The sequence below is a fragment of the Streptomyces sp. WAC05292 genome (assembly GCF_003949955.1).
Lineage (GTDB): Bacteria > Actinomycetota > Actinomycetes > Streptomycetales > Streptomycetaceae > Streptomyces > Streptomyces globosus.
In genome coordinates, this window is sequence record NZ_RPSE01000023.1 from 1 (window position 1) to 17,891 (window position 17,891).

At 75.5% G+C, this 17,891-nt stretch carries 7 protein-coding genes and 1 pseudogene; 3 read left to right on the forward strand and 5 right to left on the reverse strand.

The features are described 5' to 3' along the window. Nucleotides 1-2,954, forward strand: a 2,954-nt coding sequence (locus EF903_RS04975; RefSeq protein ID WP_125541360.1) for an SDR family NAD(P)-dependent oxidoreductase, incomplete at its 5' end; no start/stop codon positions are given. A 103-nt stretch (nt 2,955-3,057) separates the two neighbouring features. Then, a pseudogene (locus tag EF903_RS35005) lies at nt 3,058-5,661 on the forward strand (beta-ketoacyl synthase N-terminal-like domain-containing protein); the annotation flags it as partial. 1,406 nt (nt 5,662-7,067) lie between these two features. Here EF903_RS35005 and EF903_RS36040 read toward each other — a convergent pair. Further along, nucleotides 7,068-8,192, reverse strand: a complete 1,125-nt coding sequence (locus EF903_RS36040) for a helix-turn-helix transcriptional regulator (RefSeq protein WP_399420144.1) — start codon at nt 8,190-8,192, stop codon at nt 7,068-7,070. Between the two features lie 139 nt (nt 8,193-8,331). Between EF903_RS36040 and EF903_RS04990 the strand changes: the two genes are divergently transcribed. After that, nucleotides 8,332-8,706 carry a peptidase inhibitor family I36 protein gene (locus EF903_RS04990; protein WP_125541361.1) on the forward strand — a complete coding sequence of 125 codons (375 nt, stop codon included), beginning with the start codon at nt 8,332-8,334 and terminating at the stop codon, nt 8,704-8,706. 60 nt (nt 8,707-8,766) lie between these two features. Here the strand turns inward: EF903_RS04990 and puuE are convergent, their stop codons facing one another. The 4 genes from puuE to EF903_RS05010 all read right to left on the reverse strand — a co-directional run bounded on the left by puuE (nt 8,767) and on the right by EF903_RS05010 (nt 17,880). Further along, nucleotides 8,767-9,675, reverse strand: coding sequence for an allantoinase PuuE (puuE, locus tag EF903_RS04995; RefSeq protein WP_125541362.1), 909 nt, complete (start codon nt 9,673-9,675; stop codon nt 8,767-8,769). A gap of 90 nt (nt 9,676-9,765) precedes the next feature. Further along, entirely contained in the window at nt 9,766-10,254 is a 489-nt protein-coding gene (locus EF903_RS05000) for an FBP domain-containing protein (protein ID WP_125541363.1), read from the reverse strand. Beyond that, on the reverse strand, nt 10,251-16,826 hold the full coding sequence (locus tag EF903_RS05005) for a non-ribosomal peptide synthetase (RefSeq protein WP_125541364.1): 6,576 nt from the start codon (nt 16,824-16,826) through the stop codon (nt 10,251-10,253). The genes EF903_RS05000 and EF903_RS05005 overlap by 4 nt, the downstream gene beginning before the upstream one ends. A gap of 1 nt (nt 16,827) precedes the next feature. Further along, a complete protein-coding gene (locus EF903_RS05010; protein ID WP_260614822.1) occupies nt 16,828-17,880 on the reverse strand; it encodes a GntG family PLP-dependent aldolase in 1,053 nt (350 codons plus the stop codon). Nucleotides 17,881-17,891 lie beyond the last annotated feature (11 nt).

Below are 17,891 nucleotides of genomic sequence, written 5' to 3' on the forward strand. Positions count from 1 at the left end.
TCGTCTCGGAGAAGACCGGCTACCCGGCCGACATGCTCGACCTCGACATGGACATCGAAGCCGACCTCGGCATCGACTCCATCAAGCGCGTCGAAATCATGGGCGTCCTCCAGGAACGCGCCGAGGCGACCGTGACGGCAGGTCCGGAGCAGCTCGCGGAACTGCGCACCCTGCGCGACATCGTCCAGCTGATCGCCGGTTCCGCGGCCCCCGCCGCTCCGGCCGCCGCCCCGGCGGCCTCCGGCCCCGACGCCGGCGCCGTCCAGGCGGTCCTCCTCTCCGTCGTCTCGGAGAAGACCGGCTACCCGGCCGACATGCTCGACCTCGACATGGACATCGAAGCCGACCTCGGCATCGACTCCATCAAGCGCGTCGAAATCATGGGCGTCCTCCAGGAACGCGCCGAGGCCACCGTGACGGCAGGTCCGGAGCAGCTCGCGGAACTGCGCACCCTGCGCGACATCGTCCAGCTGATCGCCGGAAGCTCCGCCCCCACCGGAGCCCAGACCGCGCAGGCCGCCCCCGCCGCCGCGGGCACCGCCCCGCAGCCCAAGGCGGGCATCGGCCGGGCGCAGGCCGCGCTGACGGTCCTGCCCACCCCGGACCTGCTGGTGGGCGCGTACGAGGAGGGCAGCGCCGCCCTCGTCGTCGACGACGGCTCCGAGCTGGCCGCGGCCGTCGCCGCCCGGCTCGCCGGCTCCGGCCGCCGCGTGCACGTGCTGCGGCTCCCCGGGGTCCCGGAGCGGATCACCGGCGTGACCGACCACGCCCTGTCGGGCTGGGGCGTCACCGAGCTCGCCGAGCGGATCGAGCCGGTGCTCGCCGACCGGGTCAGCCTGGTCGTCGACGTGACCGCCGCCGACGGAGGCGACTGGTCGGACGGGGTGCGCCGGCTGGCGCACAGCCTCCTCGTCGCCAAGCACGCGGTCGAGCCGCTCGGCACCGCAGCCGCCTCCGGGCGCGCCGCGTTCGTCACCGCCACCCGGCTCGACGGCCGCTTCGGCCTCGGCGGGGTGCCCGAGGAGAAGGTCCCGGCGGGCGGTGTCGCCGGCCTGGTGAAGACCCTCGCCGTGGAGGCCCCGGCGGTGTTCTGCCGGGCCGTGGACCTGGCGCCGGCGCTCGACGCGCAGGCGGCCGCCGCGCTCGTCGTCGACGAGGCGTCCGACGCCGTCGCCGACACCGTGCAGGTCGGCCACGACGGCACCCGCCGCGTCGGCCTCACCGTTGCCGAGCGGCCCCTGCGGGCCGCCGGAACCGACGTCCCGCAGATCGGCCCCGACGACCTGCTGGTCGTCACGGGCGGCGGCCGCGGCATCACCGCCGCCTGCGTCGTCGAACTGGCCCGCCAGTACCGGCCCGGACTGCTCCTGCTGGGCCGCACCCCGCTGGCCGACGAGCCGGAGTGGGCGCGCGGCGTGGCGGAGTCCGCGCTGAAGGGCGCCGCGGCCGCGCACCTGAAGGCGACCGGTGAGAAGCCGACCCCGAAGCGGGTGGAGCAGCTCAGCGGTGCGGTCGTGGGTGCCCGCGAGATCCGGGCGACGCTGGAGGAGGTGCGGGCGGCGGGCAGCGAGGTCGAGTACCTCGCGGCGGACATCACCGACGCCGCCGCGACGGCCGCCGCGCTGGCCCCGTACCGGGAGCGCGTCACCGGCCTGGTGCACGGTGCGGGCGTCCTGGCCGACCAGCTCATCGCGAACAAGAAGGCCTCGGAGATCGAGCGGGTCTTCGCGCCGAAGCTGGCCGGGCTGCGCTCGGTGGCCGCGGCCCTGCCCGCCGGCGCGCTGCGCCACGCGGTGCTGTTCTCCTCGGTCGCCGGGTTCTTCGGCAACCAGGGCCAGTCGGACTACGCGATGGCGAACGAGGTGCTGAACGCCTGGGCGTCGTCGTTCAAGCAGCGCAACCCGCAGGCCCACATCACCTCCCTGAACTGGGGCGCGTGGGAGAGCGGCATGGTCTCCCCGCAGGTCAAGGCGATCTTCGAGGAGCGGGGCATCGTCCTGATCCCCGTGGAGACCGGGGCGAAGATGTTCGCCGAGCAGTTCTCGGCGGGCCGTGCGGACGACGTCGTCACCGTCCTCGGGCCGACGACGCCGCTGTCCGAGCCGGAGCGGCCCGCGAGCGGCGCGCCGGTGACGGTGGAGCGGTCGCTGGAGGCGCTGGCCGGGGACCCGATCATCGGGGACCACGTCATCGGTGACGCGGCGGTGCTGCCGGCGGCGGTCGCCCTCGGCTGGGCGATCGGCGCGGCCGAGCGGACGACGGGCGAGGAGGTGGGCCGGGTCCGGGACTTCACCGTCCAGAAGGGCATCGTCTTCGACGGCACCGAGCCGGCCCGGATCTCGCTGACCCTCACCCCGTCCGGTGACACGCTGGGCGCGGCGATCCGCTCGACCGGCGCCGACGGCGGCCCGCGGCCGCACTACGGCGCGGTGGTCGAGACGGGCGCGGCGGCCGACGCGCCGGCGGTGGCCGGGCTGCCGGCGGCGGGCACCGGCCGCGACGCCGGGTTCCTGTACGCCGACGGCACGCTCTTCCACGGCCCGTCCCTGCGCGGGGTGCGCCGGATCCTGGCCGAGGCGGAGTCCCGGCTGGTGCTGGAGGCCTCGCTGGCCGAGCACCGGCCCGACGGCGGCGCCTACGGCGGCTCCCGGTACGCGCCCGGCACGGCCGACCTGCTGCTCCAGGCGGGCCTGGTGTGGGTGAAGCTCTTCCGCGGGACGTCGGGGCTGCCGCTCTCGGTGGGCCGCGCCGACCTGCACCACCCGCTGCCGGACGGCGAGCCGTTCCTGATCGTGGTGGAGCCGACCGCGGCGGGCAACGGAACCAGCTCCTCGCTCACCATCACGGCCTGCGCGCCCGACGGACGCGTCCTGACCCGCTTCGACAACGTGTCGGTGGTCTCCGCCCCGCAGCTGGCGGCGAAGTTCGCCACCCGGAACGGCACCAGCGGCTGATTCCGCTCCGTATCCGACGCAAGCGGTCGTGTCGGCCCGGACGGTACCCGCACCGTGCGCCCGTCCGGGCCGGCCGCCCCTCAGAAGGGACCCCACAGCTCTCATGAGCAAGTACGCGATCGTCGGCCTCTCCTGCCTGTTCCCCGGAGCGGGGACGCCTGCCGAGTTCTGGCAGAACCTCAGCTCCGGCGCGGACAGCCGCAGGGAGGGCGGGGAGGAGGTCTTCGGCCCCGCCCTCGACCCCCGGGACACCGACCCCCAGCACGAGATCTACTGCCGCCGGGGCGGCTTCATCACCGACTTCGCCTTCGACCCGACCGGCTACCGCCTCGACGCCGGGCAGCTCGCCGGCCTCGACCGGATCTTCCACTGGTCGCTGCACGTCGCGCGGGAGGCGCTGCGGGACAGCGGCCACGCCGAGCGGCCGGAGGTCCTCGCCCGCACCGGCCTGATCCTGGGCAACTACTCCTTCCCTACCCTCGCCTCGGCCGAGGTCAGCGTGCCGCTCGTGCAGGAGGCCGTCCTCCAGGGCCTGCGCGACGCCGGGCACCCGGCGCTCGGCGCGCTCGCCGACAAGGCCCTGCAGATCGACGCGGCGTCCCTGAACCCGCAGGACCTGCGGGTCAGCGGCTCGCCCGTCGGGGTGGCCGCGGCCGCGCTCGGCCTGGGCGGTCCCCGCTACGCCCTCGACGCGGCCTGCTCCTCCGCCCTGTACGCGCTCAAGCTGGCCTGCGACCACCTGGCGGCCGGGCAGGCCGACCTGGTGCTGGCGGGCGGCGTGTGCGCCCCCGACCCCACGCTCATCCACCTGTCGTTCTCCGACCTGCAGGCCTACCCGCGGGACGGGTTCAGCCAGCCGTTCGACGACCGCTCGGGCGGCATCCTGACCGGTCAGGGCGCGGGCATGGTCGCCGTGAAGCGGCTCGCGGACGCGCTCCGCGACGGCGACACCATCCACGCGGTGGTCGACGGGATCGGCCTGACCAACGACGGCGCCGGCCGCCACCTGCTCGTTCCGCAGTCCGGCGGGCAGCTCCAGTCGTACGAACTGGCCTACGCGCAGGCGGGTGTGGACCCGGCGGCGATCGACTACCTGGAGTGCCACGCGACGGGGACGCCGATCGGCGACGCCACCGAGGCCGGCTCGGTCGCCGAGTTCTTCGGCGCGGCCGGACGGACCCCGCTGATCGGCTCGGTCAAGGGCAACATCGGGCACCTGCTCACCGTCGCCGGCCTCAGCAGCATGCTGAAGGTCGTCCTCGCGATGGGCAACGGGAGCATCCCGCCGACGATCGGCGTGGAGCAGCCGGTGTCCTCCAAGGACGGCCGGGTCGGCTCCGCGAACCTGGTGCGCGCCGGCCGCGACTGGCCGTCGGGTCCGGGTCCGCGCCGCGGCGCGGTGTCCGCGTTCGGCTTCGGCGGCACGAACGCGCACGTGGTGCTGTCGCAGCACACCGGCGGCGAGGCCCCGGCCGAGGAGCCGGCGGCGGCGCTGCCCGCCCTCGACGTGGTGGGCCTGGGCGCGCACTTCGGGGCGCTGGACGGCGTCGGCTCCTTCGAGCGGGCCGTGTACGGCGGCGAGGACGCGCTGGTCCCGCTGCCCGAGCGGCGCTGGCGCGGCGTGGACGGCACCCGGGGCGGCTCCCTGGAGACCGCGGCCGGGGTGTCGCCGGACGCCCTGCCGCACGGTGCGTTCGTCGACGGCGTCGGCATCGACCCGATCGACCAGAAGATCCCGCCGACGGACCTGCGCACGTACAACCTCCAGCACGCGCTGGCGACGAAGGTCGCCGACGAGGCGCTGCTGGACGCCGGCTACAGCCGGGCGGTGCCGGCCGGGCGGACCGCACCCGAGCCGCGCCGGATCGCGGTGGTCGTCGCGATGGAGATGGAGCCGGCCACCCACCTGCGGCTGACCCGCTACCGGCTCGGGCAGTTCCTGCGCGCCGAGTTCGAGCGGGCCGGGGTGCCGGTCGACGAGGAGGTGCTGTCCGCCCTGACGGCGGTCGGCCGGGACGCGGTCGTCGACCCGATCGTCGCGAACGAGGTCCTCAGCTACATCGGCAACGTGATGGCGAGCCGCATCTCCTCGCTGTGGAACCTGACGGGCCCGTCGTTCACGGTCTCCGCGGACGGATCGGGCACCGCCGAGGCGCTGGAGGTGGCGCGGCTGCTGCTGCTCGACCCGAGCATCGAGGCCGTCCTGGTCGGTGCGGTCGACCTGGCGGGCTCGGCGGAGAACCTGCTGCTGACGCCGGAGGTGGTGGCCGAGGCCGGCCTGACCTTCGGCGAGGGCGGGCGGGGCCGCCGCATCGGCGAGGGCGCCGGCGCGGTCGTCGTCACCCGTCCCGGCGGGGCCGCTCCGGGCGCGCGGGTGTACGCGCGGCTGGAGTCGCTCGCCATCCGGTACGCGGACCCCGTGGACGGGGTGCTGCCGGAGGCGGACGCGACCGCGTTCGCGGCGGCGGCCTCGGCCGCGCTGGAGGAGGCGGGCGTCACGGCCGCCGACATCGGCTGCATCGAGGCGCACGCGGGCGGCACCGCCGCCCAGGACCGGGCGGAGATCGCGGCGCTGGCCGCGGTGTACCCGGCGGGCACGGCGAGCGCCGCACTGGGCAGTGCCAAGGCGCAGGTCGGCGACGCCGGCTGCGCGGCGGGCATGGCGGGGCTGATCCGCTCCGTGCTGGGCCTGCACCACGGCTACGTGCCCGGCACGCGCGGCTGGCAGCGCCCGGCCGGCGACCTCGCGGAGGACTTCGCGGCGTCCGGGCTGTACGTGCCGACCGCCTCGCGCCCGTGGCTGCGTACCCGGAAGGACAGCCGCCGGTACGCGGCGGTCAGCTTCCTCGGCGGCAGCGGCGCCCACGGCCACATGGTGCTGTCCTCCGACACCACGCGCGGCGCGGTCAGCGCCGCGGACTGGCGGCGCGCGGACGGGCCGGTGCTGCTGCCGCTCGCCGCGGACTCGGCGGACGACCTGCTGACGCTGGTCGCCCTGCACCGGGACCTGGTGGCCGAGGGCCGCGACCCGTACGAGCTCGCCCGCGCGGCCGCCGGCACGCTCGCCGGGAAGCCGGTGCGCGCGGTGCTCGTCGGGCGGGACCGGGAGGAGCTCCTGGCCCAACTGGAGCTCGCCGTACGGGACCTGCCGGGCGTGCACGCCGGGGGCGGCGAGTGGGCGACGCCGGCGGGGAGCTTCTCCACGGCCGCGCCGATCGGCCCCGACGGCAGGGTCGCGCTGGTCTACCCGGGGGCGTTCAACTCCTACCCGGGCCTGGGCCAGGACTTCTTCCGGGCGTTCCCAGGGCTGCTGGACCGGTTCGAGGGGCAGGCCGACGAGCCGGCCCGGCTGATGCGGGCCGCGGCCCTGTACCCGCGGACGCAGGCGGCGCCCGGCCGGCGCGAGCTGATGGAGCTGGAGGCCTCGCTCGGCGAGGACATCCCCTTCATGCTGGCGACCGGCACGAGCTTCGCGATGCTGTACACGGACCTGGTCCGCGGCGTGCTCGGGATCACCGCGCACGGCGGCTTCGGCTACAGCCTCGGCGAGTCGAGCATGCTGTTCGCGACGGAGTGCTGGCTGCCGGAGGGCCGCCGCGACGACCTGATCAGCAACACGCCGCTCTTCCACGACCGGCTGTGCGGGCCGCGGCGCACCGTGCGCGAACTGTGGGGCCTGCCCGAGGACACCCCGGACGCGGACGTGTGGGCGAGCCACGTGCTGCTGACCGACGCGGACACCGTCCGGGCGGCGCTGGCCCGCGGCTACGACCGGGTGTACCTGACGCACGTCAACACCCCGAAGGAGCTGGTGGTCGCGGGCGATCCGGCGCAGTGCCGGGCGCTGATCGCGGAACTGGGCTGCCCGGCGGCCCGGTCGCCCGTCAACGCGGTGATGCACTGCCCGGCGGTCGACGCCGAACTGGACGGGCTGGCCGGCCTGAACGACTACCCGACCGGCTCGACGGGCGGCCTGGAGCTGTTCAGCGCGTACGACTACGAGGCGATCCGGGACCTGGACCGCACGGAGGTCAGCCGCCGGATCGCGCACACGCTGCGCTCCACGATCGACTTCCCGCGGCTGGTGCGCGGGGCCTACGACCGGGGGTTCCGCTACTTCCTGGAGGTCGGGCCGAGCTCGACCTGCTCGCGGTGGGTCAAGGACACCCTGGGCGGGGCGGCGCACGTCGCCGTGCCGGTGGACCGGCGCGGTGTGCCGGCCGCCCGGTCGGTGGCGCAGCTGGTCGCCCGGCTGGTGGGGCACGGCCTCGCCGTCGACCTGGAGCCGCTGCTGGCGCCCGCCGCCGAGCCGGCGCCGGTGCTGGCGGCCCGCAACTCCCGCTTCCGGGTGGGCGGCGGCGTCCCGGTGCCCTCGCGCGTCGCCGCGGGCGTCACCGCGGCCGGCGCCGCCGGGCCGGCGGCCACGGGCTCCGTGTCCGCCGGGGCCGCTGCGGCCTCGCCGGGCGCCGGGTCCGCTCCGACCGCCCCGACCGCGCCCACCGCTCCGTCCGGCTCCGGCCCGTCCGCCGCGGGCTCCTCGCCCGCTCCGGCCGCGCCGTCCGGCCCGTCCGCCGGAGGCCGTGCCGCCTCGGCGCCCGCCGCCGGCCCCGCCGGCCCGTCCGCCGGAAACCCGGGCCGACCGGGCTCCGCGGGCGCCGGATCCGGCGCCCCCGCGGGGCCGCGTTCCACCGGTACGGCCGCCCCGGCCGCCGGCAGACCTGCCCGTCCGGGCGCCCCTGCTCCGGCCGCGGCGTCGGCCGCCTCCTGCCCGGGCGGCGGGAAGCGCTCGGCGAGGCCCTCCAGGAGCCTGGCATACGCCGCGCGCTTCGGAGGGCGGGGATCCGTGCGCCCGGCCTCCCACCCGCTGACCGTCTCGCGCCGCGTCTTCAGCGCGGCCGCGATCTGGTCCTGGCTCAGCCCCGCGGCCTCGCGCAGGCGCCGGCGCTCGGCGGGGTGCGGCAGGGGGTCCTGCGCGACCTGCTCCAGCAGCGCGTCGACCGCGCTGAACAGCTCGTTCTCAGTGGACACAGGGGTCACCTCCGCCCCACAGCCTAGCCGGAACGCTCCTCGATCCCACACCCAACACCACATGGATCGCACGCCCGGCATGATCGTCCGGACCGCATCCCCTTCCCGGCAGCACAGCCGCGGTGACTGACCCCGAAGGCGACGGAGGCGGACGGCTGGAAGTTCGCCGCCGCCGCCGCCTCCCGCCGAGCCGTCACGTCCGGCCCGCATCCCAGCAGGTCAGCGAGTGGGACGTCCCGTGACCGCCTCATTTCCCCGCGGGCTGTGGCGCGCCCCGGGCCCCGCCCCGCAGTCTCGATGGCGAGCCGGCCGGAGCGGTCGGCCCACCTGCACCTCCAAGGGGGAAAGCATGCGCGTCACCAAGAAGTTCGCCGCCGTCGCCGGAGGCCTTGCGCTCACCGGTGGTCTGCTCGTCGGCGGGGCGGGAGCCGCGAGCGCGGAGCCGCAGGCGGCGTCGGACTGCCCGTCGGGGTACTTCTGCGTGTGGTCGGGCTCCAACTACACCGGCCGCCGGCAGCAGGTCGCGGGCACCAACAAGGACCTCACCGGCTACACGGTCTTCCAGAGCTTCAAGTCCTGGTACAACCGCGGCTCCTCCTGCGACTTCAAGTGGTTCTCGGAGAAGAACCACAGCGGGTCGAGCAGCACCGTCCCGCGCGGCTTCAAGAAGTCCGACAACGCCGCGCACTACATCAAGTCAAACACCTGGGTGAACTGCCGCTGACCCGGCGGCGGCCCCGCCCGGGCCGCGGGGCGGCGTCCCGCCGGGGCGCCGCCCTCCGCGTCACCGCGGCGGCGGGTGCGCGGCGAGCCAGTGGCGGGCGATCTGCTCGCGGGTGGCGACCCACGCCCCGCCGAGCTGCGCGACGTGCCGCAGGAACCCGTCGAGCGCCCGGATCCGCCCGGGCCGGCCGGTGATCCGGCCGTGCAGGCCGACGCTCATCATGCGCGGCCGGTCGGCCCCCTCGGCGTGCAGCGCGTCGAACGTGTCGACGAGGTAGGCGAGCATGTCGTCGGCGGTGGTGAAGCCGTGCACGATCAGGAACTTGAAGTCGTTCGCGTCCAGGCTGTACGGCAGCACCAGGTGCGGCCGGCCCGCCGCCTCCACGTAGTACGGCAGGTCGTCGGCGTAGTCGTCGGAGTCGTAGAGGAAGCCGCCCTCCTCGGCGACGAGGCGCCGCGTCGCCGGGCTCGTCCGGCCCGTGTACCAGCCGACGGGCCGGCGGCCGGTGAGCCGCTCGATCGTGCGGACCGTGTCCGCGATGTCGGCCCGCTCGGCGTCCTCCGGGACGTCCCGGTAGTCGATCCACCGCCGGCCGTGGCCCGCCACCTCCCAGCCGGCGGCGCCCATCGCCCGCCCGGCGTCCGGGTTGCGCTCCAGCGCCTGCCCGACCGCGTGCACGGTCACCGGCACCCGGTGCGCCCCCAGGACGCGGTGCACGCGCCAGAACCCCGCGCGCGCCCCGTACGCGAACATCGACTCGGAGTTCAGATCGCGGCCGCCGGCCACGGGCGGCGCGCCCACCACCTCGTGCAGGTAGCCCTCCGAAGCGGCGTCGCCCTCCAGGACGTTGCTCTCGCCGCCCTCCTCGTAGTTCAGGACGAGGCTGACGGCGACCCGGGCGCCGCCGGGCCAGGCGGCGTGCGGCGGCTCGGCGCCGTAGCCGACGAGGTCGCGCTGTGGCTCGGACACGCCCCGCACCCTATCCGCCGCCCGCGCCGGCCCCCCTGAACCCGCGGGGCGCCGCGCCGACACCCGGCGCGGCGCCCCGCGGGATCCGCGTCAGTGCAGGATCCGCGTCAGGAAACCCTCCAATCCCTGGACGACCCGGGCGATCCGCTCGTCCAGGTCGAGCGTCTCGTCCATCTGGCCCATCGGGGCCGCGATCTTCTTGCGGGCGTACGCCGAGCAGGCCAGGTTCCGGCAGGCGTACAGCCCCACCGAGTTCCCCAGCCGGCCCTCCCTGCCGCCCTTGAGGGCGGAGAAGAGGGCCGTCCCGCCGACGGGGTGCGAGGTGTAGCACAGCCCGCAGATGGACTTCCTGCGGAAGTCCGCGGTCCGGCGGGTGGCCCGCAGCTCCACGCCGACCGGCCCGTCCGGCCGCTGCGCCACGAGGTAGGCGCGGCTGAGGTCGCGGCCGTCCGTCCACGCGTAGAAGTCGCGGTCTTCCCAGTCCACCGCGTCCAGGACCGGCACGCTCAGGGCCCGGGAGCGGCTCTTCGACATGTTCACGAAGGCGCGGCGGATCTCGTCCTGCGTGAGCGGCTTCACCGGTTCCCCCCTGCGGACGGCGCGGCGGTACGCGCCGTGCGGGCACGGCGGACGACACGGGGGCCGTCGGCGGCGGCGTCCGCCGCCGGGGCGGCGGCGCCCGATTCGACCGCGCGTGCCAGCCCGGCGACGGTCGGCTCCCGGAAGAACTGCTGGATCGGCAGCGCCACCCCGAACCGCGACCGGATCGCGTTCACGGCCCGCACCACCAGCAGCGAGTGGCCTCCGAGGGCGAAGAAGCTCTCGTCCCGGCCGACCCGCCCGGCGCCGAGCAGCTCCTCCCATATCCCGGCCACCGCCCGCTCCGTCTCCGACTGCGGTGCCGCGTAGGGCCGCTCCGCCGCCCGGAGGTCCGGGCTCGGCAGCGCCTTCCGGTCCAGCTTGCCGTTCGGCGTCATCGGCAGCGCGTCCAGCACGCAGAACGCGGCCGGCACCATGTGCCCGGGCAGGGCGGCCGCCGCGTGCTCGCGCAGCAGCTCCTCGGCCCCGGCCGCCGGCGCACCCGCCGCGGGGACGGCGTACGCGACCAGCGCGAGCCCCGCGGACGGCAGGTCGACCGCCAGGACGCGGGCCTGCTCGACCGCCGGGTGCGCGGAGAGCACCGCCTCGATCTCGCCGAGCTCGATGCGGAACCCGCGGATCTTCACCTGGTCGTCGGTGCGGCCGAGGAAGTCCAGCGTGCCGTCCCGCTGCCACCGCACCAGGTCCCCGGTGCGGTACATGCGGGCCCCCGGCCCCCCGTACGGGCAGGCCACGAAGCGCTCCGCGGTCAGCGCCGCGCGCCGCAGGTAGCCGCGGGCCAGGCCGGCGCCCGCCAGGTACAGCTCACCGGCGACCCCTGCGGGGACGGGGTTCAGGTCCCCGTCCAGGACGTACGCGCGGATGTTCTCCATCGGGCGGCCGATCGGCGGGTTCCGGTCGTAGCTGCCCGCGCAGTCCATGACGGTGACGGCCACGGTGCTCTCGGTCGGGCCGTAGCTGTTGATGAACCGGCGGTCGTCGGTGGCCCAGGCCGCGACGAGGCCGGCCGGGCAGGCCTCGCCGCCGACCGACACGATCCGCAGGCAGGACAGCCGGTCCGGGTCGAGCAGCGGCAGCAGGGCCGGTGGCAGGTCGGCGACCGTGACGCCCGCCTCCCGGATGAACTCCGTCAGCAGCTGCGGGTCGCGCCGCTGGTCGGCGTCGGCGACCGCCAGGGTGGCTCCGGCCAGCAGCGGGCAGAAGACCTCCAGTACGGACACGTCGAACGTCGGCGTCGCGAAGTGCAGGACGGTGTCGGCGGCGGTCAGCTCGTAGTAGTCGTTGGTGGTCTCCAGGAAGTTGACCACCGAGTGGTGCTCCACGACCACGCCCTTGGGACGGCCCGTCGACCCCGAGGTGTAGATGACGTAGGCCGGGTGGCCGGGGGTCAGCGGCCGTACCCGGTCCGCGTCCACCGGGTTCGCGGAGTCCTCCGCGTCCCCCGGCTCCGCCCCGTCCAGCAGGGCGGCCACGTCCGCGGCGGTGAGGACGACCGCCGGTGCGGCGTCCTCCAGCACGGCCGCGGTCCGCGCCTGCGGGTGTGTCGGGTCCACCGGCAGGTAGGCCGCGCCGGCCTTCAGCACGCCGAGCATGGCCGCGACCATCTCCGCGGACCGCGGCAGCACCAGCGCCACCAGGTCCTCCGGCCCGGCGCCCCGCGCGATCAGCCGCCGGGCGATCCGGTTGGCCCGCGCGTTCAGCTCCGCGTAGGTCAGCACCAGCGGTCCGGTGCGCAGCGCCACGGCCCCCGGCGAGGCCGCGGCCCGCTCCTCGAACCGCCGCACGACCGTGTCCGGTTCGCCCGGGTGCCCGCTGCCGCTCCAGCCGGTGAGCAGGAGCTCGCGCTCCTCCGTCCCGAGCAGGGCGACGGCCGCCGTCCGCTGGTCCGGGTCCTCGGCGAAGGCGTCCAGCATGCGCACCAGCCGGTCCGCGAAGGACTGCGCGGTCTCCCGGTCGAAGAGGTCCTCGGCGTACTCGACGTAGCAGTCCATGCCGGCGGGCGCGCCGTCCTCGGCACGGCTCTCGGTCAGGTCGAAGTGCAGGTCGAACTGGGCGGCGTCGATCTCGACGGGCAGCGCCGAGGCGGCCGCCCCGGGCAGGACCGGCAGGTCCTCGGCGGTGTTGTGGAGGGCCAGCATCACCTGGAACAGCGGGTGCCGGGACATCGAGCGGGCCGGGTTGAGGACCTCCACGAGCCGCTCGAAGGGCACGTCCTGGTTCTCGTACGCGGCGAGGTCGGCGGTGCGGACCCGGTGCAGCAGCTCGCGTGCGGAGGGATCGCCGGAGGTGTCCGTGCGCAGGGCCAGCGTGTTGACGAAGAAGCCCACGAGGTCGTCGAGGGCCTCGTCGGTACGGCCCGCGATCGGGGTGCCGATCACGATGTCGGTGCTGCCGCCGAGCCGGGTGAGCAGCGCCGCCAGCGCGGCCTGGACGACCATGAACAGGCTGGAGTCGGTCTGCTCGGCGACCTCCAGCAGCCGCCGGTGCAGCGGCGCCGGCACTCGGAAGGGTGCCGTCCCGCCGCGGTGCGAGGAGACGGCGGGGCGCGGCCGGTCGACCGGCAGGACGGTCTCCTCCGCGACCCCGTCCAGAACCTGGCGCCAGTGGGCGAGCTGCCGGGAGACGGTGCTGTCCGGGTCGCCCTCGTCGCCGAGCAGCTCCCGCTGCCACAGGGCGTAGTCCGCGTACTGCACCGGGAGTTCCGGCCCGGTGTACGCGGCGCCGTCCAGCCGGGCGGCGTACGCGGCCGACAGGTCGCGCCACAGCGGCCCCATCGACCAGCCGTCGCCGGCGATGTGGTGGACGACCAGGACGAAGACGTACGCGTCGGGGCCGGTCGCGAACAGGTGGGCCCGGACCGGCAGGTCGGCGGTGACGTCGAAGCCCTCGGCGGCCGCGCGGGCCACGGCGGCGGCCGCGTCCGCCTCGGCGACCTCCTCGGTGCGCAGGACCGGCCGGGCGTCCGCCGCGTCCAGCACCCGCTGCCGGGGGCCCTGCGGGGAGTCGGGGTACACCGTCCGCAGGATCTCGTGCCGGGCGGTGAGGTCGCCGAGCGCGGCCTGGAGGGCCGGCACGTCCAGGGCGCCCGTCAGGCGGATCGCGGAGGGCATGTTGTACGCGGCCCGCTGGCCCTCGAACCGGTTGAGGAACCACAGCCGGCGCTGCCCGGAGGACAGCGGGACGGTCTCGGGGCGCGCGGCCCGGACCAGCGGCGTGCGCACGGCGTCCCCGCCCGCGCCGGCCAGCGCCTCGGCGGCGGCCGCCACGGTCGGCGTCTCGAAGACGGTGCGGATGGGCAGTTCGGCGCCGAGCTCGGAGCGGATCCGGCTGATCAGCCGGGTGGCCAGCAGGGAGTGGCCGCCGAAGGCGAAGAAGTTGTCGTCGATGCTGTCCCAGGGCCGGTCCAGCACCTCCCCGAACAGGCCGCACAGCGCCCGCTCCAGAGCGGTCCGCGGCGGCCGGCCGGTCAGTTCGGCGTCGAGCGCCGGGGCCGGCAGGGCCCTGCGGTCCAGCTTGCCGTTCGGGGACAGCGGGAAGGCGTCGACGGCCACGAACGCCGTCGGCACCATCGCCTTCAGCAGGAACTCCTCCGCGTGCCGGCGCAGCTCCTCCGGGTCCCAGCCGCGCCCGGCGGCGGGCACGACGTACGCGGCGAGGTACTTGCCGCCGGGCCGGTCCTCCCGGGCCACGACCGCGGCCTGGGCGACCGAGGGGTGCCGGGACAGCACCGACTCGATCTCGCCCGGCTCGATCCGGATGCCGCGGATCTTCACCTGGTGGTCGGCGCGCCCCAGGAACTCCAGCTCTCCGCCGGGCAGGCGGCGGGCGAGGTCGCCGGACCGGTAGACGCGGGCGCCGGGCGGGCCGTACGGGTCGGCGACGAACCGCTCGGCGGTGAGTGCGGGCCGGTCGGCGTAGCCGCGCGCGACGCCCTCGCCGCCGATGTAGATCTCGCCGGCGACGCCCGCGGGCACCGGGCGCAGCCGCTCGTCCAGCAGGTAGACGCGGGTGTTGGCGACGGGCCCGCCGATGGGGGCGGCGTCCGGCCAGTCGGCGCTGTCGCCGGTCAGCGAGTACACGGTCGCCCCGTGGGCCTCGGCCGGGCCGTACAGGTTGTGCAGCCGGTGCGCGGGGTCCGCGTGCCGGGCGCGGGTCCGGACGGTCAGGGTGAGCGCTTCGCCGGCCTGCTGGACGTCGGTCAGGCAGGGCAGGGCGAGGCCCAGCTCGTCCGCCGCCTCGTACACGGCGTCGATGACCGGCGCGGGGGCGTACAGCTCGTTCACCCGGTGGCGGTCGAGCCAGCGGGCCAGCTGTTCGGCGCTGCGCCGGGTGTCCTCGGTGGGCACGACGAGGGTCTTGCCCGCGATGAGGCTGGCGAGGATCTCCTGCACCGACACGTCGAAGCCGACGGACGTGAACTGGGCCGTGCGGGCGCCCTTCATGCCCTGCATGGTGTCCCGCTGCCACAGCACCAGGTTCCGCGGGCCCGCGGCGGGCATCAGCACGCCCTTGGGCCGGCCGGTCGAGCCGGAGGTGTAGATGACGTAGGCCGTGTTCAGGTCGTGCAGGGGAGCGGTGCGGTCGGCGTCGGCGGGGTTCTCCGCGGAGTGCGCGGCGATCTCGGCGGCCGTCGCGGCGTCGTCCAGCAGGAGGGTCGCGAGGCCGTCCGGGACCAGCTCCGCGGTCCGCGAGTGTGCCAGGACCAGCGCGGGGGCGGCGTCCTCCAGCAGGTAGGTGATGCGGTCCCGCGGATAGTCCGGGTCGACGGGAACGTAGGCGGCGCCGCTCTTGAACACCGCGAGCAGCCCCACGACCATGTCCGGCGAGCGGGGCACCAGCAGGGCCACCGACCGCTCCGGTCCGGCGCCGCGCGCGATGAGGGAGCGGGCCAGCCGGTTGGCGCGGGCATTGAGTTCCGCGTACGTCAGCGTCTCGTCCTCGAAGAGGACGGCCGGGGCGTCGGGCGTCCGCTCGACCTGGGCCTCGACCAGCTGGGGCAGTGTGTACGGGGAGACGGGCGCCCCGGTGGCGTTCCAGCCGGCCAGCTCCTGCGCGCGCTCCGCCGGCGAGAGCAGGTCGACGTCGTCGACGCGGGTGTCGGGTTCGGTCAGCACGGCCCGCAGCACGGCCAGGTAGTGGCCTGCCATCCGCTCGATGCGGTCCGCGTCGTAGAGGTCCCTGCTGTAGACGAAGCGGCAGACCGTGCCGCCGGCCTTCGCCTCGAAGTGCACCTCGAGGTCGAACCGGGTGACGTCCTCCTCCACCTCCAGGACGCGGGTGGCCAGGCCGGGGGCGGCGGGCTCCTCGGCGAGGTCGAGGTAGTTGCACAGCACCTGGAAGAGCGGGTTCAGGCCGAGGTCCCGGTCGGGGGCGAGCTCCTCCACCACGCGGGCGAACGGCGCCTCCTGGTCGGCGTGCGCGGCGAGCACCGTGTCCCGGGTGGCGCGCAGCACGTCGCCGAGGGCCGTGTCGCCGGACACCCGGCAGCGCAGGGCCACGGTGTTCACGAAGAACCCCATGACGCCCTCGAACTCGGGGCGGGTCCGGTTGGCGACCGGGGCGCCGACGATGACGTCCTCCTCCCGCGTGTACCGGTGCATCAGTGCGTTGAACGCGGCGAGGAGCACGGCGAACGGGGACAGCCCCTCGCGCCGGCACAGGTCCCGCAGCCGCTGCTCCAGCTCCGCGGGCAGCGCGGCCAGGACGGTGCCGCCGGCGAAGGTGGGCCGGGCCGGGCGGGGCCGGTCGGCGGGGAGGCGGGGGGTCGGCAGCTCGCCCGCGAGGCGTTCGAGCCAGTGGTCGAGCTGGCGGCGCAGGTCGCCGTCGGCCAGCGAGTCGCGCTCCCAGGCCGCGTAGTCGGCGTAGTGGAGCGGCAGGGCGGGCAGGGCGGCCGGGGTGCCGCAGACGTGGCCCTCGTAGAGCTGCCAGAGTTCGCGGGCGAAGACGCCCTCGGACCAGCCGTCGGTGACCGAGTGGTGGAAGTTGATGAAGAGGTAGTGCCGGGTGGCGGCCGTGCGGTAGACGGCCGCCCGGATCAGCGGGCCCTGCGTGAGCGAGAACGGGATGCGGGCCGCCGCACCGATCTCCCGCAGCACGTCCTCCTCCGCCGCCTGCTCCGTCGGGGCGCTCACCTCGGTGCAGGGGACGTCGAGGGGGAGCCGGGCGGCGATGCGCTGGACCAGCTCGCCGTCCTCCTCGGCGAAGGAGGAGCGCAGCACCTCGTGCCGGTCGACGAGGTCCTGGAGCGCGGCGCGCAGCGCCGGGACCCGGAGGGCGCCGTCGATGCGGATGGCGAAAGGGACGCTGTACGCGGCGCTGCTGCCGTGCAGCCGGTCGAGGAACCACAGCCGCTGCTGGGCGCTGGAGGCCGGGAGCAGGCCGTCGCGGGGGACCGGGCGGACGGTGTCGGGGGCGAAGAGCTCCTTCTTGTTGCCGAGCAGCATGCCGAGCAGCTCGGCCTGCAGGGCCTGGGCGGCGGCGTCCGCGCCGGTGTCCGCGGCGGTGTGTCCGCCGGTGTCCGGGGTGTCCCGGAGGAGGTCGTGGGGAGTCATGTCAGCGGGTCCGGTCCTCGGTCAGTACGTCGCGGACGATGGAGACGGCCTTGTCGATGTCCGCCGCGGACACGCCGTTGTGCGTCACGGCCCGCAGCCTGCCGTGCCCCAGCTCGGCCAGGGACAGCCCGCGGTAGCCCGCGGCCTCGACGAACGTCTGCCAGGTGAAGCGGGGGTCGGTGACCCGGAACATCACGATGTTGGTCTGCACGGCGGCGGGGTCGGTCTCGATCCCGTCGATCTCCGCCAGGCCCTCGGCCAGCCGGCGGGCATGGGCGTGGTCCTCCTCCAGCCGGTCCAGGTCGTCCAGGGCGACCAGTCCGGCGGCCGCGATGATGCCGGCCTGCCGCATGCCGCCGCCGAGCATCTTGCGGGCGCGGCGGACCTCGGTGATGAAGTCCTCGCTGCCGGCCACCATCGAGCCGATCGGCGCGCCGAGGCCCTTGGAGAGGCAGAACTGCACCGAGTCGGCGTACTGGGTGATCTCCGCGGCCGGGATCCCGAGGGCGACGGCGGCGTTGAACAGCCGGGCGCCGTCCAGGTGCAGGGCGACGTCGTTCTCGTGGGCGAACTCCCAGACCTCCTTCATGTAGCTCTGCGGGAGCACGACGCCGCCGCAGCGGTTCTGGGTGTTCTCCAGGCAGATCAGGGAGGGCAGCGCGAACTGCTCGTCCTCGGGGTCGTCGGGGAATCCGGCGCGCAGGTCGGACAGCAGGAGCCGGCCGTCGGGCTGGTTGGGGATGCGCTCGTACATCACGCCGCCGCAAACGGTCGCGCCGGCGGCCTCGTAGATGTAGATGTCGCTCTCGGCGCCGACCAGCATCTTCGAGCCGCGGGGCGCGTGCACCAGGATGGAGGCCAGGTTGGCCATGGTGCCGCTCGGCATCAGGCAGGCGGCCTGCTTGCCGAGCAGGTCGGCGGAGCGCTCCTCCAGCAGGCGGACGGTCGGGTCCTCGCCGTAGACGTCGTCGCCCAGCGGGGCGTCGTTCATCGCGCGCATCATCGCCGGGGTGGGCAGGGTGAAGGTGTCGCTGCGCAGTTCGATCATGGTCATGGGTGTTCTTC

Excerpts from the sequence above, each read along its gene's own strand:
- EF903_RS05005 (WP_125541364.1), bottom strand. The coding sequence starts at position 16,826 with ATGACTCCCCACGACCTCCTCCGGGACACCCCGGACACCGGCGGACAC.
- EF903_RS05010 (WP_260614822.1), bottom strand. The coding sequence starts at position 17,880 with ATGACCATGATCGAACTGCGCAGCGACACCTTCACCCTGCCCACCCCG.
- EF903_RS36040 (WP_399420144.1), bottom strand. The coding sequence starts at position 8,192 with ATGCGGGCCGGACGTGACGGCTCGGCGGGAGGCGGCGGCGGCGGCGAA.
- EF903_RS04990 (WP_125541361.1), top strand. The coding sequence starts at position 8,332 with ATGCGCGTCACCAAGAAGTTCGCCGCCGTCGCCGGAGGCCTTGCGCTC.